This window comes from Thalassobaculum sp. (assembly GCF_965223715.1).
GTDB lineage: Bacteria > Pseudomonadota > Alphaproteobacteria > Thalassobaculales > Thalassobaculaceae > Thalassobaculum.
The window spans coordinates 2,614,320-2,637,045 of record NZ_OZ245012.1; the positions used below are offsets into that span (position 1 = coordinate 2,614,320).

Sequence of the window (22,726 nt, forward strand, 5' to 3'; positions counted from 1 at the left end):
ATGATGGATCCGTCAGCCCCCTCAACCACCCAGGCACCGGCCGCCGCCTCGGAGCCCGGAGCCGCCTTCGAGACCGTCCTGGCCGCCGAGACGCCGGCGGGCGCCATGGACGCGCCGGCGGCGCGGCGCAACGCGCGCCCCCTGCTCGCCGTGCTGAAGGCCGAACTGCCGGCTGCCGGGACCGTGCTCGAGATCGGTTCCGGCACGGGGCATCACGCCGCCGCCTTCGTCCAGGACCTGCATCCCCGCCGCTGGCTGCCGACCGAGAACACTGCGGAGCGGCGTGCCAGCATCGCGGCCTGGACGCAGTGTCTGCCGGCCCAGGCGCCCCGTCCGATGGCGCCCCGCGCCCTCGACGCCTCCGCCGACGCCGCGACCTGGCCCGTGGCCGACTGCGCGCCGTATTGCGGCATCCTGAGCGTCAACGTGATCCACATCGCCCCTTGGGCGGTGGCGCTCGGGATCTTCGCCGGGGCGAAGCGCTGGCTTGAACCCGGCGCGCCATTGATCCTCTACGGACCGTTCCACCGGGACGGCCGCTCCATGAGCGAGGGCAACACGGTCTTCGACGCCGACCTGCAGCGCCAGGATCCGCGCTGGGGCATCCGGGACCTGGAGCGCGAGGTGCTGCCTGCGGCCGCCGAGGCCGGGCTGGCGCTGTCCGCGATCCACGAGATGCCGGCGAACAACCTTTGCGTGGTCCTGCGCGGCTGATCCCGAACCGATCGGCCGGCAGACCGAGCGCGCCGCGTGCCCCCGTCTGCCGACCCATTCTTCCTCGCTGCGCTCGCAAGCCGCTGATCGGCATGCGTATTTCACGCTTACTAATGAAGCGTAAGCGAATCCCGTTGACTGACGCCGCAAGGGCTTGGACGAAGGAAGAAATGGAATCCTTCTAAACTTTGCGACTGGTCCCATGAAGTTCTACGACTGGATGAGCCGCCTTCCGCTGCCCCGCGTTTATCTTGTGAAGATCCTGGCGGTCAGTTTCGTCGGGGTGCATATCCCGATGATCGGCGCGGTGGCCTACATACTGTTCTCCGCCGATATCGCCCTGTCCGACACGATGGGCGTGCTGCTGGCGCTGTTGGTGGCGACCGTTTTCGGCACCGCCGCCACCATGGCCATGCTTTACCTCCTGCTGGCGCCCGTCACCCGCGCCGCCGCGGCCCTGCGTGCCTATTTGGAGAAGCGGGAGATCCCGTCCCTGCCGACCCGCTACGACGACGAGGCCGGCGTGCTGCTGGCCAATGTCCAGGAAACCGTGACCCGGCTCGACATGGCGCTGGACACCGCCCGTGCCCAGCGCGAGGAAGCCCTGCGCGGACACCGCAGCAAGTTCCAGGTCCTGGCGGGCATGAGCCACGACCTGCGCACGCCGCTGAACCATGTGATCGGTTTCGCCGAGGTAATGACCACCGAAGCGCTGGGCCCGCTGGGCAGCAACCGGTACCGCGATTATGCAAGCGGCATCCGCACCAGCGGCGAGGATCTGCTGACGACCCTGCAGACGATTCTGGATCTCAGCGCCGAGGAGGCCGACCCGGAGACGGTCTCGCCGGACGCGGTGGATCTGGGCGCGGCAGTGGAGCAGGCCGTGCGTCTGTCCCACTTCCACACCGAACGTTGCGGGACCCAGGTCAACCTGCTCATGCCTCACGCCAACACACCGATGATCCTGGCCCCGGAACGATCCCTGAAGCAGATCATTCTGCACGCGATCCAGGTCGCCATCGGCACGACGCCGCCCGCTCAGAGGATCGACATCGCCCTGACGGAAACGGAAGAGCACGCCCGGCTGACAATCACGGGCGACCTTCCCTGGTCCTCCGGCGACGTACCGCCGGAGCTGGCTCGGTTCGCCGAGCGGGAGAGCTTCAGCTCCTCCACCCCGGCGGCCCTGCGCCTGTCGCTGGTGAACTCGCTGGCCGTCGGCACCGGTGCGACCGTCGAGGTCACGGCGACACAGGACGGTGCGCGGTCGCTGACGCTGAGCTTCCGCAAGGCCGATCCGAAGGCCGGCACCTCGCGGGCGGCCTGACGGCGGTCAGAGGCCGTCGGCGACGGCGCGGACCAGGTCGTCTATCTCGCGCTCCAGGGTGACGTAATGCACGCTCGCCCGGACCGCCGTGGAGATCCCGCGGCGGTCGTAGCCGACCCGGGCGCCGCTGTCGCCGGCGACGCTGACATTGATGCGGCGCGCCTTCAGGCGCCGCTTGATGTTGTCGGCCTCCTCCCCCGCCTTGCGGAAGGTGACGATGCCGCATTTCTCCGCCCCCTCGTCCAGCACCTCCACCCCGTCGATCCCCGACAGCCGGTCGCGCAGGGTCTGGGCGAGCGGCTGGACCCGGTCGCGGATCGCCTCAAGTCCCCAGCCGAGGGCGTAGTCGATGGCGACGCCCAGGGCCGCCTTGCCGGCGAAGTGGCATTCCCAGTTCTCGAATCGGCGGGCATCGCCGCGGATCACGTATTCCCGCTCGTTGATCAGCTCCGCCGCGTGCTGGTCGAGCAACGGCGGATCCAGGCGCTCGATCCAGTCGCCGCGCACGTAGAGGAAGCCGGTGCCGCGCGGCCCGCGCAGGTACTTGCGGCCGGTCGCCGACAGGAAGTCGCAACCGATCGCCTGCACATCAAGCGGCACCTGCCCGGCCGACTGGCAGGCGTCCAGCAGATACGGCACGCCGTGCCTGCGGGCGACCTTGCCGACGGCGGCGGCCGGATTGACCAGCCCGCCGCCGGTCGGCACGTGGCTGATGGAGATCAGCTTCACCCGATCGTCGACCATGCGGTCCAGCGCCTCGACATCGATCTGGCCATGGCCGTCGTTCGGAACGATCGCGACCTCGCAGCCGGTGTGCCGTGCGCGGTGCAGATAGGCGATCATGTTCGAGCCGTATTCCGACTCCGTCGTCAGGATGCGGTCGCCGGGGCCGAGATCGAGCGCATAGAACGCCATGTCCCAGGCCCGGGTCGCGTTCTCGATGAAGGCGACCTCGTCCCGCCCACAGTTCAGCAGCCGGGCGGTGGCGTCGTAGAAGTTTTCCAGCTTGTCCTGATAGCGATCCACGGTCTCGTAGCCGCCGCGGAACTCCTCCTCGCGCTGCCAGCCGATCAGCGCATCGGCAACCGGGATCGGCATCAGCGAGGAACCGGCATGGTTCAGATGGGCCATGCCCTCGCAGCCCCGGGTCTCGGCCCGAGCCCGGTCAACATCGATGGGCGCTGATTTCGTGGACATGGCAAACCTCCCTTGCGCTCTATGGCGCGGAGGCTACCGGCCCTAGCCGTTGTCGTCCAACAGCCGTTCGATGGCGCGGCGATCCCGCTTGGTCGGGCGCCCGGCGCCCTTGTCCCGGCTGGGCGCGCTCGGTTCAGGCGGTGGCGCCTCAGCGCTGTCCGCCTTGCGCTCGGGAATCGGCGCAAGATCCTCATACAGGGTGCGGGCTTCCGGTGCCGGGCCGCGCCGGGTGGCGAGCGACAGGACCTTCACAACCCGAACATGCGGGCCCTGGGGAAAGGTCAGCACCGCGCCGACCTTCACCTTCTGGTGCGCCTTGGCGACGACGGAGCCGTCCATGCGCAAGCGGCTGGCCGCGAGCAGCGCATTGGCGAGCGAGCGCGACTTGAAGAACCGCGCGCACCAGAGCCACTTGTCGAGGCGCTGGCTGTCGGCGCCGTCGGGAGCGGAGGCGTCGCTTCCGCTCATCCGTCCTTCTTGCGCATGGCGTCGCGCAGACCGGCCAGGGCCGCGAAGGGCGAGTCGGGATCGATCTCGCCGCGACGTTCCGGCTCGGCGGTATGCACCCGGGGCCGGTCGTCCCGGCCGCGGCGGTCGTCCCGCCGGTTCGGCCCCTTGCCGCCGCCGCGCCGACGGTCGGAGCGCTGGCCGTCGCCCTCGCCCTGACGGCCATGGGCCGGCTTGCCGCCTCCCGGCTTGCCGTTGCTCGGCTTGCCCTGGTTCGGACGGTTGTCGGCGCGTTTCTCCCGACCAGGCCTGCCGTCGGTCCTGGTGTCGGCGCCGGCTTCCGCATCGGAACGCTCGCCCCCCTGGCGCTGACGGTTGCGGTTCGGACGGGGACGACGCCCCTCCTCACGCCGGCGACGGGCGAAGAGCGGCACCATGACCACAGCCTCGGCCTCGGTCTCGCCGGCGGTGTCCGGCGTCTCTTCCGCCGTCCCGTCCTGGGGAGCGGCCTCGGCGACGGGCTCTTCGGGCCCAGCCTCGGACGGGGCCTCCGGCGCGGCCACTGCCGGGGTTTCGGCGGCCGGTTCGGCCGGGGCCACCTCGACAATGGGCGTGTCCTCGGGTGCCGGCGCGCCGACGCTCTCCGGCGCCTGGGCGTCGGCAACCTCCGCCCGGGCCTCGCCCTCGGCCTGCTCGGGTCCAGCCTGCTCGGGTCCAGCCTGCTCGACTGCGGGCTGCTCGGACGCCATCTCTGCGCCCGCTTCGGCCGCGACCGCCTCACCGGGCGTGGGCTCCTCGGCGGCCGCCGGGGCGTCGGACGCCTCACTCGGCGTCTGGGCCGCCGCCGGCTGGTCGGCCGGACGCTCGCCCACCTTGCGGTAGCCGAGGTCGTTCAGGATCGCGGTGAAGGTCTCGTGGTCGACGCCGGCAAGCGACAGCATGTCCGGGTTGATCGCGAACGGCCCGTTGCGGGCGGCCTGACGGATCAGGGCGGCGATGCGCTCGACCATGTCGATACGGATCGCGCGGCCGCCAAGCCGCTGGTAGCCGAGCGCGATGTCATATTCCTTCGGCGTCTCCGGCCGGCGCACCACCTGCACCCGGCCCTCCGGCGGCAGTCCTTCCTCCGGGAAGCGGCCGTGGAACACCGACCACAGCAGGCCGCGCATGGCGACCGGCTTCGGCTTCAGGAGCTGCGGGATGTAGAGGTTCTCGGTGCCGAGGCGGATGCCGACCCGGGCCAGGTCCTTGCGGCCCTGCTCGTCCAGCTCCTTGACCATCGGGCGCAGCGCTTCGGCCGGGGCATTGCCGAGGCCCTCGAGCACCTGGAACACGATGCCGCGCGCACCGCCCGACAGGTCCGAACGGGCGAGCTGCAGCAACTGCGGGATCACCGCTTCCAGATGGACCTCGAGCCAAGTCCGCAGGCGCTTCTGCACCCGGTCGCGCTGCGGCGGCTCCAGCATGTCGCTCTCGCGCACGCGCACGTCCGGCCGCCAGGGCACGTCGCCGGCGACCAGATCGGCCACCGGGGTGCCCCGCCAGAAGAACACGCCATGGCCGTCCAGACGGAAAACCTCGTCCAGATCGCTCTCCAGCCGGGAGACCCGGCGCGCGATTTCGTCCGGAAGGACGCGCCGCGCCGCCGTCATCACCTGCTTCTCTTCCTCGGTATTCGCGGCGTCGGGCTGGAAGGAGAACCCCTCCAGATGCCCGACACGATGCCCCTCGACCGTTACCGTCCCGTCGCCGGATACGCCCGCCAATATATCCTCCTTACCACCCTTCAGCTTCCGCGACAGGGTCGCCGACCGCCGATCGACGAACCTTAAAGTGAGCTGCTGGTGCAACGCGTCCGATAACCGGTCCTCGATCGCGCGCGCCCTAGACTGCCAGTGACCGGCATCGTCAATCCAGTCCCCTCGATGTGTAATGTAGGTCCAAGTGCGGATATGTGCGATACGCCCCATCAGGGTATCGATATCCCCCTCGGTCCGGTCGAACCGGCTCATCTGACCGTCGACCCAGTCGCTCGGCAGCTTCTCCTCAGCGTCGGTCAGGTAAAGATACACCTGCGCGAGGAGGCGTGCATGACTTTCCGTCAGGTGCTTCTGGAAGTCGGGAATCTGGCAGACGTCCCAGAGCATCCGGATGCGGCCCGGGCCGTTGGCCCGCTTCGCCACCTCCTCCATCCGGGACAGCGCCTCCAGCGCCTCCTGATCCTCACCGTCCCGCTTGCGCGACAGGAAGTCGTGCTCCGGCCAGACCTCCAGCGAGCGCTTCAGGTCGCGCATCGTCGAGAAATCCAGCCGCGTGTTGCGCCACGAAAGCTGCTTCAGCGCGTCGAAGGTGTGGGTCTCGATCGCCATCACCGCCTCGTCGTCCAGCGGCGGGCAGTTGCCGGTCACTCCGAAGGTGCCGTCGTTCATGTGACGCCCGGCCCGCCCGGCGATCTGCGCCAGCTCGGCCGCGCGCAGCTTGCGCGGGAAGCGGCCGTCGAACTTGCGGTCGGAGGCGAAGAACACGTGGTCGATATCCATGTTCAGACCCATGCCGATCGCGTCGGTGGCGACCAGGTAGTCGACCTCGCCCTCCTGGTACATCTGAACCTGGGCGTTACGGGTGCGCGGGCTGAGCGCCCCCATCACCACCGCCACGCCGCCGCGCTGCCGGCGCACGACCTCGGCGATCGCATAGACATCGGCCGCCGAGAACGCAACGACGGCGCTGCGACGCGGCAGGCGGGTCATCTTGCACAGGCCGGAATAGCTCAGCTCCGACAGCCGGGGCCGGGTCTCGAACCGTGCCTCCGGCACCAGCCGCCTGAGCAGCGGACGGATCGTCTCCGAGCCGAGCAGCATGGTCTCGTCCAGTCCCCTGGCATGGAGCAGGCGGTCGGTGAAGACATGGCCGCGCTCCGGATCACCGGCGAGCTGCACCTCGTCCACCGCCAGGAACTCGAAGGCCCGGTCGAGCGGCATGGACTCGACGGTGCACACGAAGTACCGGGCATCCGGCGGGATGATCTTCTCCTCGCCGGTGACCAGCGCCACGGCCCGGTGTCCCTTGCGGGCGACGATCTTGTCGTAGTTCTCGCGCGCCAGCAGCCGCAGCGGAAATCCGATCACGCCGGTGCGGTGCGCGAGCATCCGCTCGATCGCTAGATGGGTCTTGCCGGTATTGGTCGGACCGAGGACGGCCATGACGGAAGCGGCGGGCGAGGCGAGAACCATTGGGAAACTACAAAGGGCTCCGTTCAATGCAGCCTTGGGCATAACACATATGGGCGTCCGCACAGAGAAGGTCTTGCAGACGTCACCCATCGGCCATATCTCGGTCCCGTCCTGACAGTCGACAATAGCAACAACGGACCCACTGCCATGGCTGCCGAAACCAGATCCTTTCAAGCCGAAGTCTCGAAACTTCTGCATATCGTCGCCAACGCGCTCTACAGCGAGCGCGAGGTGTTTCTGCGCGAATTGATCTCCAATGCCGCCGATGCCTGCGACAAGCTGCGATTCCTGGCGATCTCCAATCCGGATCTGACCGCCGACGACAGCGCCTTCAAGGTCCGCATCGCCGCCGACGACAAGGCGAGGACGCTGACCCTCTCCGATAACGGGGTGGGCATGACCGAGGCCGAGCTGCACGACAATCTCGGCACCATCGCCCGCTCCGGCACCTCGGCCTTCGTGGACGAGATGAGCGGCGACGCCAAGAAGGACACCAGCCTGATCGGCCAGTTCGGCGTCGGCTTCTATTCCGCCTTCATGGTGGCGGACAAGGTCGAGGTCCTGACCCGGAAGGCCGGCGAGAGCACCGGCTGGCTGTGGACCTCCGACGGGCTCGGCGAATACACCGTCGCCCCGGCCGAGAAGGCCACCCGCGGCACGATCATCACTCTGCATCTCAAGAAGGACGCCAAGGAGTTCCTGGAGAAGCAGCGAATCCAGACCATCGTCCGCACCTATTCCGACCACATCCCCTTCCCGGTGATCTTCACCGGCACGAATGGCGAGGGGGGCGAGACCGAGGAAACCCTGAACCAGGCCTCGGCCCTGTGGACCCGTCCGAAGAGCGAGATCTCCGACGACGACTACAAGGAATTCTATCACCACGTCGGCCACGCCTTCGACGATCCGTGGATGACCGTCCATTGGAAGGCGGAAGGCCGGATCGAATACCACGGCCTGCTCTTCGTGCCGTCGCAGCGCCCATTCGACCTGTTCCACCCGGAGCGGCGCCATCACGTGAAGCTCTACGTCAAGCGGGTCTTCATCACCGACGAGATCGAAGGGCTGGTGCCGTCCTGGCTGCGCTTCCTGAAGGGCGTGGTCGACTGCGAGGACCTGCCGCTCAACGTCAGCCGCGAGATGCTGCAGCACAATCCGGTGGTCACCACGATCTCCAAGGCGCTGACCAAGCGCGTGCTGGGCGATCTCGCCAAGAAGGCGAAGAAGGAACCGGAGGCTTATGCCGAGTTCTGGCGCAATTTTGGCGCGGTGCTGAAGGAAGGGCTCTACGCCGATGGCGGCGAGCACAAGGAGGCGCTGCTCGACCTGGTGCGGTTCAAGTCCACCGCCGGCGACGAGTTGGCGAGCCTGGACGGCTATATCGAGCGCATGAAGGAAGGCCAGGAGGCGATCTACTACATCGCCGCCGAGGACGAGGCCGCCGCCAAGGCGTCGCCGCAGCTGGAAGGCTTCCTGAAGAAGGGGGTGGAGGTCCTGTTCCTCACCGACCCGATCGACGAGTTCTGGGTTCAGACCATGTTCGACGGGGTGAAGGGCAAGCCGCTCAAGTCCATCACCCGCGGCGGCGCCGACCTCGCCGCCATCAAGTCGGGCGAGGCGGACAAGGACGACAGCGCCGAGACGAAGGACGAGGAGACCAAGGACGCCGGTTCGGTCGACAGCCTGGTCGCCTCCGTCAAACTGGCCCTGGGCGCCACGGTCAAGGACGTGCGCACCACAGACCGCCTGTCGGAAAGCCCGGTCTGCCTGGTCGCCGACGAGACCGACATGGACATGAATCTGGAGCGAATGCTGCGCCAGCATAAGCAGCTCGACCACGCCGCCCCGCGGGTGCTGGAGGTCAACCCGGACCACGCGCTGATCAAGGGCCTGGCCAAGCTGGTCAAGGACGGCAGGACCGACGGCATCGACGACGCCGCCCATCTGCTGTTCGAACAGGCCCGGATCCTGGAGGGCGAGCCGGTCAGCGACCCGAAGGCCTTCACCCGGCGCTTCTCCGAGGTGATGGTGAAGGCGCTGGGCGCCTGATCCTTCGTCGCCCGGAGCGGGGCAAACGCACACACTCTCAGAACGCCGCGGCCGTCAAAACGCCGCGGCGTCTCGCGTTTTGACCCAAGCCCCTTTCCCGTAAGCGGAAATCTTTGTAATAAATTCACTTCATTTTAAGACATTTTCCGTCACCCTGGACAATCCAGTTCAAGGAGACGGACATGCTCAACCTCAAAAGCTGGTCCCTCAAGAGCAGGATGGTGGTGCTCGCGACACTGGTCGTCATCGTCATTGCGGCCCTGGGCGCGATCCAGTTCAACTCTGCCGACACGGTGAAGACGAAGACGGCGGCGGCCGCCGAGCTGCAGGACAAGGTTTCGGTCCTGACCGCGGTCAGGCTCGCGAATATCGAACTGCTGCTGGCCGCCATGGACTCGATCATCGACAAGGCAGAAGGGCAGATCCAGCCGGAGCGGGCTGAGGTCATTGCCCAGGCCACCGACCTGATCACCGGCAGCATCCCGACCGTTGCGGCGCTCGCCGAGGAGGTCGGCGAAGGCGCCCGGGCCGACGCCCTGGGCCCGGATTTCGCCGCCCTGTCCACGGCGATCAAGGTCGACCTGGCCGAGGCGATCTCCACCAACGCGGACGATGCTGCCTTTGCCAAGATCGACGACGTCATCGACGGTGCGGGCGAGCGGTTCGCCGGCGCGCTGACGGTGATCTACGACCGCGCGAACGACGCCCTGGATGCCCGGCTGGCCGAAAGCCAGCAGGCCGTCGACGAGGCCCGAATGGTCTCCGTGGTCATGGTGGTGGCGGGGCTGGTCATCATTCTGCCGCTGATCGCCTGGGTGACCCTGAGCGTGGTGCGTGGCCTGAGCGGCCTGTCCAGCGCGATGATCCGGCTCGCCGATGGCGATCTGGACGCCGACATACCGTTCGCCGACCGCACCGACGAGCTCGGCGCCATGGCCGGCACGGTGGAAGTGTTCAAGCGCAACGGCCGGGAGGTCGAACGCCTGCGCGAGGAGCAGGAGCGCAGTCAGGAGGCGGCCGCATCCGAGCGCCGCGCCGCCATGGTGAAGCTGTCAGAGGAGTTCGACGCCTCGGTGCGCAGCGTCGTCGAGGCGGTGTCCTCCGCCGCCAGGGACATGAGCAGTACCGCCAACCGGCTGGTCTCGAGCAACTCCCGCATGGTCTCGGAGACCGATACCGTCGGCTCCATGTCCGGTCAGATCAACAGCGCGGTCCAGTCCGTCGCCATGGCCGCCAATGAGCTGAGCGCGTCCATCGCCGAGATCAACCGCCAGGTCGAGCAATCGGCCCGCACCAGCAAGGACGCCACCGCAAAGGCTCAGGCAACCAACGAGCAGATCGAGAGCCTGTCCGAGGACGCCGAAAAGATCGGCAATGTGGTCGCCCTGATTCAGGACATTGCGGAGCAGACCAACCTGCTGGCGCTCAACGCCACGATCGAGGCGGCTCGGGCCGGCGATGCCGGCAAGGGCTTCGCCGTCGTCGCCTCGGAGGTGAAGAGCCTCGCGACCCAGACCGCCAAGGCGACCGAGGAGATCGCCGAGCAGATACGGTCGATCCAGGCGGCAACTTCGGGCGCGGTGACGGCCATCCGGGAGATCGCCGACGCCACCCGGGAGGTCGACGACATCACCTCGACCATCGCCGACTCCATCGACCAGCAGGGCCAGGCGACCAGGGAGATCTCCGAAAGCGCCCAGCAGGCTGCGGCCAGCGTCGAGCAGACCGTGTCGACCATCCAGTCGGTGAGCGGCCTGTCTCGGGAGACCGGTGCCGATGTCAGCCTCGTGTCGGAGTCGATCGGCCAGCTTAACAGCGAGTTCGACGCGCTGAAGTCGCAGGTCTCGACCTTCGTCGACCGGATCAAGACCGGCTGACGGCCCAACGGGGCGGTAGTGCCGGTATCGTAACGACCGGCACTACCGTAACCGCGAATGGGGTTGCCGGCACTCCGGATCGACCGATGTCATGGAACAGTCGGTCGGATCCGGAGGTGATGATGCGTTTGATCCCTGCTCTCGCTTTATGCCTGCTTCCCACGACGGCCTTCGCCGATGCCTGCGGTCCGCGCCTTGTCGCGACGTTCACCGAGGGAGCGCCGGCCGACCGCTTCACCCTGACGAACACCAGCGACCCCGGCTGGGCGGTAACCGAGGTGGAGATCGATCTGGGTCCGTCGCGCGGCCGCGTCATCTTCGACGTGACCGAGCAGGGCGCCGGGCTGAGCGTCTACCAGCCCTTCGAGGAGGCGACCGGCACGGCGGTCATCGCCGACCGCAGCGAGGTCACCGACGGCGACACCCTGCTCACCCTCCGGTTCAGCCGCTTCGCACCGGGGGACACGTTCGGCTTCACCATCGACCTGGACGACACCGCCGGCTTCGCCCCGACGGTCGTGTCCACCGACGAGATCGCCGAGGGCCTGATCCGCGCCCGCTTCACCTCCGATCGGGGCGACGCGACGCGCGAGGGCTTCTTCGACGACAACAGCGAGGCCGATACCGGCCGGCTGGAAGGGTGCTTCGTGTCGTGATCCGCCCATTCATTGGCCGCTCCCCGGCCTTGGGCCGGGGCCCACGATAGGATTACCACGGACGTCCAAAGGTTCGCGGCGGCGGACGAGTAGGCCCCGGCACGAGGCCGGGGATTTGGTATGTGGGGGAGCTGTGAGCTCTACCGCCCCAGGCGTAGCGCCGGTAGTGCCAGGCCAGCACAGAACAGCAGGATGGCCGCAACCACGATCGACGGCCCAGACGGCGTGTCCCATTGCAGCGAGGCGAACAGGCCGAGCACCACCGCCGTCACGCCCGTCAGCGCCGCCGCCACCGCCATCGCCTCCGGCGTAGCCGCCAGCCGACGCGCGGCCGCGGCCGGGATGATCAGAAGCGAGGTGATCAGCAGCACGCCGACCACCTTCATCGCCACCGCGATCACCAGCGCCATCAGCAGCATCAGCACCGCCCTGGCCCGCTGCGGGTGCATGCCCTCGGCCGCCGCCAGATCCGGGTGCACGGTGTCGGCCAGCAGCGGCCGCCAGAACCGGAACAAGCCGGCGAGCACGACGGCGCCGCCGCCCCAGATCAGCGCCACATCCGTCAGCCCCACGGCCAGCACATCGCCGAACAGCAGGGCGGTCAGGTCGATCCGCACCCAGGTCATCAGGGCGACCAGCACCAGCCCGACCGCCAGGGTCCCGTGGGACAGCAGGCCGAGCAGCGCGTCGGTCGACAACGCCCCGCGCCGGTCGAGCAGCAGAAGCGCGCCGGCGATGGCCGCAGCCACCACGAAGACGCCCAGGACCGGAGCGACGTGAAGCACCAGGGAAAGCGCCACGCCGAGCAGACCGGCATGGGCCATGGTGTCGCCGAAATAGGCCATGCGTCGCCACACCACGAAGCAGCCGAGCGGCCCGGCCGTCAACGCCACCCCGATCCCGGCCAGCAGCGCGCGCACGAAGAAATCGTCAAGCATGATGGTGGCTATGCCCGTGGTCGTGCCCGTCATGGTGATGGGCGTGGCCCTCGGAGATCGATCCGTCAGCATTGCGGATGCGGCCATCCGGCAGGTGGGTGTGGTCGTGCTGGTGCCGGTAGACCGCGAGCGCGCGCGCCGCCCGCCCGCCGAACAGACGCAGGTATTCCGGGTTCTCCGCCACGGTCTGCGGCGTGCCCCGGCAGCAGACATGGCCGTTCAGGCAGACCACCGTGTCGGTCTCCGCCATCACCACATGCAGGTCGTGGGAGATCAGCAAGATGCCGCAGCCGGTCTCGTCGCGGATCTGTTTGATCAGACCGTAGAGCGTGACCTCGCCAGTGAAATCCACGCCCTGCACCGGCTCGTCCAGGATCAGCAGGTCGGGCCGGCGCACCATGGCCCGGGCCAGCAGGGCGCGCTGGAACTCACCGCCCGACAGCGACTGGACCTCCGCCTCGGCCAGATGGGCAATGCCGACCGCCTCCAGCGCCTGCGCGATTTCGGCGGCGGAATGGCGGGAGGTCAGCGTCATCAGCCGGCGCACCGTGATCGGCAGGGTCCAGTCGATCTGGATCTTCTGCGGGACGTAGCCGATCCGCAGGTCGCGCCGAGTCTCCGCCCGGCCCTCATCGGCCCGGATCACGCCCGCCGCGACCTTCGCGGTGGTCGTCTTTCCCGACCCGTTGGGGCCGATCAGCGTGACGATCTCCCCCGGCCGCACGTCGAGATCGACATTGCGGGTCAGCCAGCGTCCGGCGCGGTGGACGCCGACGCCGGACAGGCGGACCAGCACGTCATCCGGCCCGCGCGGGGCATCCGGCAGAACCTCGGCAGTCGCCATGTGTGAACCTTTCGCTTCCCTCTTGCGCGGAGATATGACAGCGGCTACGACTGACCGCAACGTTATAATATAACATTCTGGAGAGTCCCGATGCGGAGCCCCCTCAACGCCGCCCCGATTCTGGCCGCGCTGCTGACCGGTCTGACCGGTCCGGCATGGGCCGCCGAGCCTGCGGTCGTCGCCACCATCAAGCCGCTCCATTCCTTGGTATCCGCCGTGATGCAGGGTGTCGGCACCCCCACCCTGCTGATCCCCGGCACCACCTCTCCCCATAGCTTCAGCCTCAAGCCATCGGACGCCCGCATGCTGGAGAACGCGGCCGTCGTCTTCTGGATCGGACCGGGCTTAGAGACCGCCCTGGAGCATCCGCTGGAGACCCTCGCGGCCAAGGCGACAGTGGAGACGATGATGTCCGCGCCGGGCATCACCCAGCGCGACTTCGCCGAGGACCATGACCACGACCACGGCCATGACGCCGACCACAAGGACCATGACCACAAGGAGCCCGGAAAGAAGGAGTCCGAGGAGCACGGGCACGACCATCATGGCGCCCACGATCCGCATATCTGGCTGGATCCGGAGAACGCCCACGCCATGGTCGCCGCCATCGCCGGCACCCTAAGCCAGGCCATGCCGGAACATGCCGCCGCCTTCGCCGCCAATGCCGACAGCATCTCGGCAGAGATCGGCCGCCTGGGCGAGGACGTGACCGTCACCCTGGAGCCGGTCTGGTTCAAGCCGTTCCTGACCTTCCACGACTCCCTCGGTCATTTCGAGGCGCGGTACGGCCTGGCGAAGGGCGAGGCGATCATGGTGAACCCGGAGATCAAGCCGGGCGCGAAGCGGATCGCCGAACTGCGAGAGGAGATCGAGGAGGAAGGCTTCGTCTGCGTCTTCATCGAGCCGCAGTTCGACCCCTCGATCGCCGAGGTGATCGTGGAGGGCAGCGACGCGAAGATCGCCACCCTGGATCCCCTGGGCAGCGCACTCGAGGAAGGCCCCGGGATGTATCCGGCGCTGATCCGCGGCATCGCCCAGACCCTGCATGACTGCATGGCCGACTAGGCGTCCGCACCCCGACGGGCGCGGCGGCGGATTTCCCGCTCTACCGGAAAGATAGAAGTTCCGGAACTTCGTGGAGAACCCCACTTCCGGGACACCCGATCGGATGCCATCTCACTGGAACAGTCGGCCACGCGCGTGGCCGCGCTCCATGCGAGAGTCCGCCGCTGTTCGTCCTAGTGTTGCCGTCCCCCCTGCCCGTCGATCCATGCGCGACGTCACCTGATGGCTGACGCATCGGCCGTCGCGGATGCCTTGGGACAGGCGCGGGCCCATCACGCGGCGGGCCGGCTCCGCCCGTCGCTGGCCGCCTACGAGACCGCCCTCAGGCTGGAGCCTACCCATACCGATGCCCTGTTCGGCTCCGCCATGGTGCTCGCCGCCCTGGGAGCGACGGCCGCCGCCCTGGGCCAGGTGGACAAGGCCCTCGCCCAAAGCCCGAGCCGACCCGACATCGCCTTCGCCCGCGCCTCCCTCCTCCTGGAATCCGAGCGGCTGATCGCCAGCGAGCAGGCCTATCGCGCCGCCCTGGCGCTGGCGGAAAGCCCCCGGGCTCTTCTCACCTACGCCCAGGGTATGCGCCAGCTCGGCCGGTTCGAGGAAGTGGAGCGGGCGCTGCGCCGGGCGATCGCCCTGCAGCCCGGCGCCCCGGCCCTGCTCGCCCTGTCGGACGTTCTGATCGACCGGTATCGCATGGAGGACTCGGTGGCGGCCTGCCGGCGTGCCGCGGTCCTCGCTCCGGGCTCGGCGGTCAGTCTGCGCCTCGGGACCCGCCTGCTGGAGGCCGGGCAGATCGAGCCGGCCCGCCGGGCATTCCGACAGGCGATCGTCCAGATGCCCACCAACACGGCGGCGCATTACAGCTTGGCGCGGATCACCCGGCACAAGGGCGAGGACGCCCGGGTCCGGGACCTGATCCGTCTGGCCGCAGCCCCCAACCTGCCGGCGCGCCAGCGGGCCGACGCCCATTTCGCCCTGTTCAAGGTGCGCGAGGATCTCGACGACGCCGAAGGCGCCTTCGAGCATCTGGCCCAGGCGAATGCCCTCGTCCGCAGCCAGATCGCCTACTCGACGGAGGCGGACCAACGCTATTTCGAGCGGATCGAGCGGGTCTTCGACGAGGTGGTGGATGCCGTCCAGGACCCCGGCGGCGGACCCGGTGCGGGTCAGATCTTCGTCGTCGGTCTGCCGCGGTCCGGGACGACCCTTGTCGAGCAGATCCTGGCCAGCCATCCGCTGGTCCATGGCGCCGGAGAGATCCAGAACCTGCGCCTGGCGATGCTGCGTGGCTTCGAGGGGGTGAACGTCCAGGACGGCTTTCCCGACGGCGCCAGAGGCCTCGACACCGCCGGATGGCACGGCGTGGGCGCGGGCTACGTCGCCTCCCTCGAGCCAAGCGACCGGCCGTTCACCGTCAACAAGACGCCGGGGAACTTCCAGATGGTCCCGGCCATCTGGTCGGCCCTGCCGGGCGCACGGATCGTCCACTGCCGCCGCAATCCGCTCGACACCTGCTTCTCGATCTTCCGGCACAACTTTGTCGGCTGGGGCCTTCACTACGCCTATGACCAGGCGGAGGTCGCCGCCCTCTACGGGATCTACGACCGGTTCATGGCCCACTGGGCGGCGCGCCGACCCGACGGCCTGTTCACCCTGTCCTACGAGACCCTGGTCGCCGAACCGGAAACCGTCGCCCGCGCGCTTCTGGCGTATTGCGGACTCGACTGGGACGATCGCTGCCTGGACTTCGCGAACACCCAGCGGATCGTGCGAACCGCCAGCGTCGAGCAGGTGCGCCAGCCAATCCACAGCCAGGCCATCGGAACCTGGCGGCGCTATGCCCGCCAGCTCCAGCCGATGCGCGATCGGCTGCGGGCTTCCGGGATCGAAGCGGAGGCCTGATCCGGCACCCGGTCTCAGGTTTTCTGAACGGGCCGGTTACCGTTGGCGAAGATGGCCACGAAGATCTGGTCGGGCTTCCCGCCCGGGACGGTCGAGACCGGCAGCAGCACCCTTTCGGTGAGGCTGAATTCCTTCTGAAACACCTTGATCAGATGCGCCGCGGGCTCGGCCCGGTCGCGCACCTCGCGCAGATCGGCGAGAAAGCTCGATCCGAACCGCGCATCGACATCGGACGCACGCCGACCGGTCCAGTTCTCGCCCGTCAGATTGCCCACATAGGTGCCTTCGAGCCGGTTGCGGAAATCGTCCCGCTCCGGTTCGTGCTCATAGACGCTCAGGTAGCCCAGCCACCGGGTCAGCCGCAGGGCGTCGAAGGCGCTGCGGTCCGGGACACCGCCGGCCGGTCGGCTGGACTGCCAATAGCCGAGCAGCGCGGCTGCCAACGGGCTGAGATCGCGGTCGGAGGTACCCAACCGAACGCTCGGTTGCTTGCCCAGCCGTTCTTCACGGCGTTCTGCAACGCCCACCGGCAAGGGCATATGAGGTCGCTGGAAGATTTTCATGCCGGTCGGATTGCTCCCTATGCGGGCAAAGCTACGTCAGGTTTGATTAAAACATCATCTAGTGCGGTGGTGCAGCCCCGCAATCCGCATCAAAAGATGTGTGACCTTTCTCACAGTTTTAGGTGCCGCCTGGACGGTCTGCGCTCGAATCACCTAAGATTCCGCAGGCGTTGATTCTGACGCTGGGCGGGGCCTGGGAATGTCTAGAAAAAACATCGTCCTGAAGGCGATCGCAGAGGTGCTCGGGCGAAAAAGCTCCGCCTATACCGACCTCGCGAGCGCGATCGAGAACAACGACAACCTCAGCCTCATCCTCTGCCAGCAGACGCTGGAAAGCCTGCCGTCGGAGACCAAGACTGCCCTGTGGTCGCGGGTGCGTGACCTGGAGGACGCCATGGCCAAGGGCCTGATGGTGGACGACGACGACGACGACGACGCCCGGAGCATCGCCTAGGCCTCTTCGGCCACTAATCGGTCGCCATTAACGGATCGCTCATAGTCGTTGGTCTATGGTTCGGCATTGTCGATGCCGCCAGCCCGCTCGTCTGTGCATACGGGACGCGGCCGCCGCTCCCCGGAGTCACAGACTTGTGCCTGCCTTCCCGTCCCTCTTGAATGTTAGTCTCTCCCGGATGTCGGGACCGATAAGACATGCGGCGGGACGCTTTCGTCAGGAGAGGCTGCAGATCCTCGACCCGGCCACCGCAATGGCGGACCTGGAGGGGCGGCCGCGCGCGCAGGCTTTGCTGACGGCCTGGCACCTGTGGCGCGGCGAGCGGGCGCTGCCCGAACGCGACGACGTCGATCCCATTGATATCCCGAACCTGCTCGAACACATCGTGCTGCTGGACGTGGAACCGGACGACTTCCGATTCCGCCTGGTGGGCGAGACCGTGGCCAGCCGCTACGCCGCCCGGCTGAAGGGCCGATCCATCCGCGAGCTGATGAGCGGCACGAGCCTCGACGAGACCCTGTACGAGCACAAGCGCTGCGCCGACGACCGGTGCGCGGTGCTGATCACCCACACCGACACCATGACTTCGCTCGGTGATATCCGCAGCTATACCCGGCTGCTGCTTCCCCTGGGCGGCTCGGGTCCGCGGGCGGACCACATCATCGGGGTGATGCAGTTCTACCGCTGACCGGGCCTATCCCATGTGCTCCAGGATCACCCCCGCCAGCGGCGGCAGGTCGACGACGATCGACTGGGCGAAGCCGTCCCAGGGAACGTCCTCGCTATTCATCGTCTCGCCCATCGGCGCGCCGCTGCCGCCATAACCCGTGGCATCGGTGTTGAGGCGAAGCGTCCAGGTGCCGCCCGCCGGCACGCCGAGGCGCCAGCCGCCGCGCGGGATCGGCGTGAAGTTGAAGGCCGCGGCCACCGGCGCATCCGCCGCCTCGCCGTAGCGGGCCCAGGCGATCACGGATTCCGCCTCCGCCCCACCATTGATCCAGCCGAAGCCGTCCTCGCGGGCGTCGCGCCGGTACAGCGACGGCAGTTCCCGGTAGAGACGGTTCAGGTCGCGCACCAGCGCCTTCACGCCGGCATGGTCGCCCTCCTCCAGCGCGGCCCAGTCGAGCTCCGCGTCGTGGTTCCATTCCCGCGCCTGTCCGAACTCGCCGCCCATGAACAGCAGCTTCTTGCCCGGATGGGTCCACATGAACGCGTAGTAGGTCCGCAGGTTGGCGAAGCGCTGCCACCGGTCGCCCGGCATCCGCCCCAGCAGGGAGCCTTTGCCGTGCACCACCTCGTCATGGCTCAGCGGCAGGATGAAGTTCTCGCTGAAGGCGTAATGCAGCCCGAACGTCATCTTGGAATGGTGGTAGCGCCGGTGGAGCGGATCTTCCTTCATGTATTCCAGGGTGTCGTTCATCCACCCCATGTTCCACTTGAAGCCGAAGCCGAGCCCGCCATCGCTGGTCGGTCGGGTGACGCCGGGCCAGGCGGTTGATTCCTCGGCCACCGTCATGACCGAGGCATCGGCGCCGTAGACCACCTCGTTCATCCGCTTCAGCAGGGCGATGGCCTCCAGGTTCTCGCGCCCGCCATGGACGTTGGGCACCCACTCCCCGTCGGCCCGGCTGTAGTCCCGGTACAGCATGGAGGCGACGGCATCGACCCGCAGACCGTCGGCATGATGCGCCTCCAGCCAGTACAGGGCGTTGGCGATGAGGAAGTTCGACACCTCGCGTCGGCCGTAATTGTAGATCAGGGTGTTCCAGTCCTTGTGGAACCCCTCGCGCGGGTCGGCGTGCTCGTAGAGCGCGGTGCCGTCGAACTGGCCGAGGCCATGCGGATCGCTCGGGAAGTGTCCCGGCACCCAGTCCAGGATCAGGCCGAGCCCGTGGGCGTGGCAGGCGGCGACGAAATCGCGGAACTCCTCCGGTCGGCCGAAGCGGATCGACGGCGCGAAGAGCCCCACCGGCTGATACCCCCAGGAGCCGTCGAACGGGAACTCGGAGATCGGCATGACCTCGATATGGGTGAAGCCCATCTCGGCCACATAGGGAACCAGTTCCTCGGCCAGTTCCCGGTAGGACAGCATGCGGCCATCCTCCTGCCAGCGCCGTTTCCACGAGCCCAGATGCACCTCGTAGATGGAAATCGGGGCGTCGACCCGATTGCGGGCGGCCCGCGCCTGCATCCACTGGGCGTCCGACCAGCCATAGCCGCGCAGATCGCGTACGATGGAGGCGGTCTCCGGCGGATGCTGGGAGCCGAAACCGATCGGGTCCGCCTTCAGCGGCAGCAGCATGCCGCCGGGCCCGCGGATCTCGTATTTGTAGTGGGCACCCTCCGCGACACCGGGCAGGAAGATCTCCCAAACGCCGGTGGCGCCGCGCCGCCGCATCACATGACGGCGGCCGTCCCAGGCGTTGAACTCGCCGACCACGGAGACCCGCATGGCATTGGGCGCCCAGACGGCGAAATGGACGCCCTCCACGCCCTCGTGGATCATCGGATGGGCGCCGAGAATCTGCCACAGGCGCAGATGGCTGCCTTCGGACAGATAGTACTCGTCCTGCTCGCCGATCACCGGGCCGAAGGCGTAGGGGTCCAGCACCTCCCAGGTGTCGTCCCCGCGATGGGCGCGCAGGCGGTAGGGATCGGGCCGGGTGTCCAGCCGTCCGGCGAAGACCCCTTTGGAGCCGACAGGGTCAAGCTCGGCGATCGGGTCGCCCGCCGCTCTGGGCAGCAGTTCGACGCGTTCCGCGCCGGGCAGGAAGGCCCGCACGACGACGCCGTCGCCCTGCGGATGGAGGCCGAGTACCGAAAACGGATCCGGGTGGATGCCCCGGGCGATATCGGCGGCGGTCGTCGGATCGATGAGTTGGGTCTCCTCGGTCATGGATCTCCGCTTTGCCGTTGTTGTCAGGTCGACGTCCCCGCCCCGGTCAGGGCGGAAGCCGACGCCGCGGGCGCTACACCCGCGCGTCCACCTCCCAGACGTCCTTCGCGTATCCGCGGATCGTGCGGTCCGAAGAGAACCACCCCATTGGGGCGGTATTGAGGACGGCACTGCGCGCCCAGGCATCCTTGTCGCCCCAGGCCGCATCGACCTCGCGCTGGGCGGCGTAATAGGCGTCGAAGTCGGCGCAGACCATGAACCAGTCATGGCCTCGCAGATTATCGACCAGGGCGCGGTAGCGGTCCGGGTCCTCCGGCGAGAACAGGCCGGAAGCGATCTGCTCCACCACCTCGGTCAGGCGCGGGGACGCCGCGATCGCGGCCGACGGGTCATAGCCCGTCTCCCGGGTCGCCGTGACCTCGTCGGCGGTCTTGCCGAAGATGAAGATGTTCTCGTCGCCGACCCGCTCGCGGATCTCCACATTGGCGCCGTCCAGCGTGCCGATGGTCAGCGCACCGTTCATGGCGAACTTCATGTTGCCGGTCCCGGATGCTTCCATGCCGGCGGTCGAGATCTGCTCGCTCAGATCGGCGGCGGGGATCAGCACCTCCGCCATGGAGACGTTGTAGTTCGGCGGATAGACGATCGCGAGCCGGTCCTTGGTCTCCGGGTCGCCGTTCACCGTGCGGCCGATATCGTTGATCAGCTTGATGATCAGCTTCGCCATGGCGTAGCCCGGGGCCGCCTTGCCGCCGAAGATCCGGACCCGCGGCGCGAACGGAGCCGACGGGTTGCGCTTCATCTCGTTCCACGCCGCCGCCGCCTCAAGAATGTTCATGAGCTGGCGCTTGTACTCGTGGATGCGCTTGATCTGGATGTCGAACATCGCCGCGGGGTCGACGGTGATGTCCAGCTTCGCCTTCAGATACTTGGTCAGCAGTTCCTTGTTGGTCTGCTTGGCCTTGGTGAAGCGGGCGCGGAAGCCGGCATCGTCGGCCAGGGGCGCGATGATCTTGAGCTGCTCCAGATCGGTCTCCCAGCCATGGCCGACCGCCTCGGTCAGCAGACTGGCCAGCGCCGGGTTGCAGCCCGCCAGCCAACGCCGCGGCGTCACCCCGTTGGTCTGGTTCACGATCCGCTCGGGATGAAGGTGGTGCAGGTCGCGGAACACCGTGCGCTTCATCAGATCGGTATGCAGCGCCGACACGCCGTTCACCTTGCGCGCGGCGATGAAGGCGAGGTCGCCCATCCGCACGTTACCGCCATCGACGATCTTCACGCTGTCCGGCCGCGGTTTGTTGGCGGCATGGGTGGAGACCGCATGGGCCTCGTCGATCCGCTCGATGAGCTGCATGTGGCGCGGCAGCACCCGCCACATCAGGTCGACCGGCCAGCGCTCCAGCGCCTCCGGCATCAAGGTGTGGTTGGTGTAGTGCAGGCAGCCGCGAGCCGTCAGGAACGCCTCGTCGAACTCCAGGCCGTGCTCGTCCACCAGGATGCGCACCAGCTCCGGCCCGGCGATCGCCGGGTGGGTGTCGTTGAGCTGGACCGCCACCTTCTCCGGCAGCTTGCGGATGTCCTTGTGCTGGGCGGTGAAGCGGCGCACCAGGTCGCGCAGGGACGCGGCGGTGAAGAAATACTCCTGCTTGAGGCGCAGTTCCTTGCCCTGGGGCGTGCTGTCGTCGGGATAGAGCACCCGGCTGATCGTCTCGGCCAGCACCGCCGGGGCCGCCGCCGCCAGATAGTCGCCGCGCGAGAACGGCTCCAGGTCATAGACCTGGGTCGCCTGGGCCGACCACAGGCGCAGGGTATTCACCCAGCGGCCGCGCCAGCCGGGGACCGGCGTGTCATAAGCCGCCGCCAGCACGGTCTCCGACGGCTCCCAGATCTTGGCGCCGTTCTCCTTCTGGCGGACCTCGCCGCCGAAGCCGATTGGGTAGACGCTCTCGGTGCGCTGGAACTCCCACGGGTGAACCTGGGTCAGCCAGTCCTCGGGCTGCTCGATCTGCCAGCCCTCGCGGAAGCGTTGCTTGAACAGGCCGTGCTCGTAGCGGATCCCGTAGCCGTAGGCGGCAACGCCGACCGTCGACATGCTGTCGAGGAAGCAGGCCGCCAACCGGCCGAGCCCGCCATTGCCGAGTGCGGCATCGGGCTCGTCGTCCACCACCTCGTCGTAGTTGACGCCGAAGCGGTACATGGCGCGGCGGGCATGGTCCTCGATGCCGAGATTGAGGACCGCGTCCTCCAGCAGCCGACCGATCAGGAACTCCATGGAGAGGTAGTAGACCCGCTTGCGGTCCTCGGCGTAGATGCGCCGCGTCGTCTCGAACCAGGGATCCACCACCAGATCCCGCACGGCGCGCGACAGGGCCATGCGCCAGTCCGACAGGGACGCCGCCGCCGTTGTCTTGCCGATGGAGTAGAGCAGGTGGTCGTGGATGGCGTTTTCCAGATCCCCGGACGCCGTCCGCGCCCGAGCCAGGGCCTGCAATCCATGCATATGACGTATCCCTTCGCTGTCACCTGCGATATCCGGGACCCCGCCGGCCCACCGGCGCGATCCCTAC

At 67.9% G+C, this 22,726-nt stretch carries 17 protein-coding genes; 9 read left to right on the forward strand and 8 right to left on the reverse strand.

Translation table 11 applies throughout. The annotated features are described in order from the left end of the window. Positions 1-3 precede the first annotated feature (3 nt). Together ACOQOP_RS12025 and ACOQOP_RS12030 are read left to right on the forward strand one after the other, a co-directional pair. Positions 4-714 (forward strand): DUF938 domain-containing protein, encoded by a 711-nt coding sequence (locus tag ACOQOP_RS12025; protein WP_420562048.1) that lies wholly within the window; start codon positions 4-6, stop codon positions 712-714. A gap of 202 nt (positions 715-916) precedes the next feature. Continuing rightward, positions 917-2,041: a sensor histidine kinase gene (locus tag ACOQOP_RS12030; protein ID WP_420562049.1), complete on the forward strand. Its 1,125-nt coding sequence runs from the start codon at positions 917-919 to the stop codon at positions 2,039-2,041. Positions 2,042-2,047: 6 nt separating this feature from the next. Here ACOQOP_RS12030 and ACOQOP_RS12035 read toward each other — a convergent pair whose 3' ends face one another. Genes ACOQOP_RS12035 through ACOQOP_RS12045 form a run of 3 tightly spaced genes read right to left on the reverse strand, consistent with a single transcriptional unit; the run spans position 2,048 to position 6,918 of the window. Further along, positions 2,048-3,238, reverse strand: coding sequence for an aminotransferase class V-fold PLP-dependent enzyme (locus ACOQOP_RS12035; protein WP_420562050.1), 1,191 nt, complete (start codon positions 3,236-3,238; stop codon positions 2,048-2,050). A 42-nt stretch (positions 3,239-3,280) separates the two neighbouring features. Continuing rightward, positions 3,281-3,706, reverse strand: a complete 426-nt coding sequence (locus ACOQOP_RS12040) for an RNA-binding S4 domain-containing protein (RefSeq protein ID WP_420562051.1) — start codon at positions 3,704-3,706, stop codon at positions 3,281-3,283. Beyond that, positions 3,703-6,918, reverse strand: a complete 3,216-nt coding sequence (locus ACOQOP_RS12045) for a helicase-related protein (RefSeq protein ID WP_420562052.1) — start codon at positions 6,916-6,918, stop codon at positions 3,703-3,705. Before ACOQOP_RS12045 ends, ACOQOP_RS12040 begins: the two co-directional genes overlap by 4 nt. Positions 6,919-7,065: 147 nt before the next feature. Here ACOQOP_RS12045 and htpG point away from each other — a divergent pair, with 147 nt between their 5' ends. The 3 genes from htpG to ACOQOP_RS12060 all read left to right on the forward strand — a co-directional run bounded on the left by htpG (position 7,066) and on the right by ACOQOP_RS12060 (position 11,500). Then, positions 7,066-8,967, forward strand: a complete 1,902-nt coding sequence (gene htpG, locus ACOQOP_RS12050; RefSeq protein ID WP_420562053.1) for a molecular chaperone HtpG — start codon at positions 7,066-7,068, stop codon at positions 8,965-8,967. A gap of 182 nt (positions 8,968-9,149) precedes the next feature. Further along, positions 9,150-10,844: a methyl-accepting chemotaxis protein gene (locus ACOQOP_RS12055; protein ID WP_420562054.1), complete on the forward strand. Its 1,695-nt coding sequence runs from the start codon at positions 9,150-9,152 to the stop codon at positions 10,842-10,844. Positions 10,845-10,966: 122 nt separating this feature from the next. Beyond that, a complete protein-coding gene (locus tag ACOQOP_RS12060; protein WP_420562055.1) occupies positions 10,967-11,500 on the forward strand; it encodes a hypothetical protein in 534 nt (177 codons plus the stop codon). Positions 11,501-11,640: 140 nt separating this feature from the next. On the opposite strand, the gene ACOQOP_RS12065 is transcribed toward ACOQOP_RS12060, so the two are convergent. Beyond that, positions 11,641-12,438: a metal ABC transporter permease gene (locus ACOQOP_RS12065; protein WP_420562056.1), complete on the reverse strand. Its 798-nt coding sequence runs from the start codon at positions 12,436-12,438 to the stop codon at positions 11,641-11,643. Continuing rightward, positions 12,431-13,282, reverse strand: a complete 852-nt coding sequence (locus ACOQOP_RS12070) for an ATP-binding cassette domain-containing protein (protein WP_420562057.1) — start codon at positions 13,280-13,282, stop codon at positions 12,431-12,433. The genes ACOQOP_RS12065 and ACOQOP_RS12070 overlap by 8 nt, the downstream gene beginning before the upstream one ends. A 90-nt stretch (positions 13,283-13,372) precedes the next feature. On the opposite strand from ACOQOP_RS12070, the gene ACOQOP_RS12075 reads away from it, so the two are divergent. Beyond that, the gene (locus ACOQOP_RS12075) at positions 13,373-14,347 is read left to right on the forward strand and encodes a zinc ABC transporter substrate-binding protein (RefSeq protein WP_420562058.1); all 975 of its coding nucleotides are present in this window, start codon (positions 13,373-13,375) and stop codon (positions 14,345-14,347) included. Positions 14,348-14,569: 222 nt separating this feature from the next. Beyond that, positions 14,570-16,246 carry a sulfotransferase gene (locus tag ACOQOP_RS12080; protein WP_420562059.1) on the forward strand — a complete coding sequence of 559 codons (1,677 nt, stop codon included), beginning with the start codon at positions 14,570-14,572 and terminating at the stop codon, positions 16,244-16,246. Between the two features lie 14 nt (positions 16,247-16,260). On the opposite strand, the gene ACOQOP_RS12085 is transcribed toward ACOQOP_RS12080, so the two are convergent. Beyond that, complete coding sequence (locus ACOQOP_RS12085) at positions 16,261-16,809, reverse strand: PAS domain-containing protein (protein WP_420562060.1); 549 nt, start codon at positions 16,807-16,809, stop codon at positions 16,261-16,263. A gap of 199 nt (positions 16,810-17,008) precedes the next feature. Between ACOQOP_RS12085 and ACOQOP_RS12090 the strand changes: the two genes are divergently transcribed. Together ACOQOP_RS12090 and ACOQOP_RS12095 are read left to right on the forward strand one after the other, a co-directional pair. After that, entirely contained in the window at positions 17,009-17,263 is a 255-nt protein-coding gene (locus tag ACOQOP_RS12090; RefSeq protein ID WP_420562061.1) for a hypothetical protein, read from the forward strand. Positions 17,264-17,516: 253 nt separating this feature from the next. Next, entirely contained in the window at positions 17,517-17,951 is a 435-nt protein-coding gene (locus ACOQOP_RS12095; RefSeq protein WP_420562062.1) for a PAS domain-containing protein, read from the forward strand. 6 nt (positions 17,952-17,957) lie between these two features. Here the strand turns inward: ACOQOP_RS12095 and glgB are convergent, their stop codons facing one another. Continuing rightward, on the reverse strand, positions 17,958-20,138 hold the full coding sequence (gene glgB, locus ACOQOP_RS12100) for a 1,4-alpha-glucan branching protein GlgB (RefSeq protein WP_420566529.1): 2,181 nt from the start codon (positions 20,136-20,138) through the stop codon (positions 17,958-17,960). Positions 20,139-20,232: 94 nt separating this feature from the next. Then, positions 20,233-22,659 (reverse strand): glycogen/starch/alpha-glucan phosphorylase, encoded by a 2,427-nt coding sequence (locus ACOQOP_RS12105; RefSeq protein WP_420562063.1) that lies wholly within the window; start codon positions 22,657-22,659, stop codon positions 20,233-20,235. Positions 22,660-22,726 lie beyond the last annotated feature (67 nt).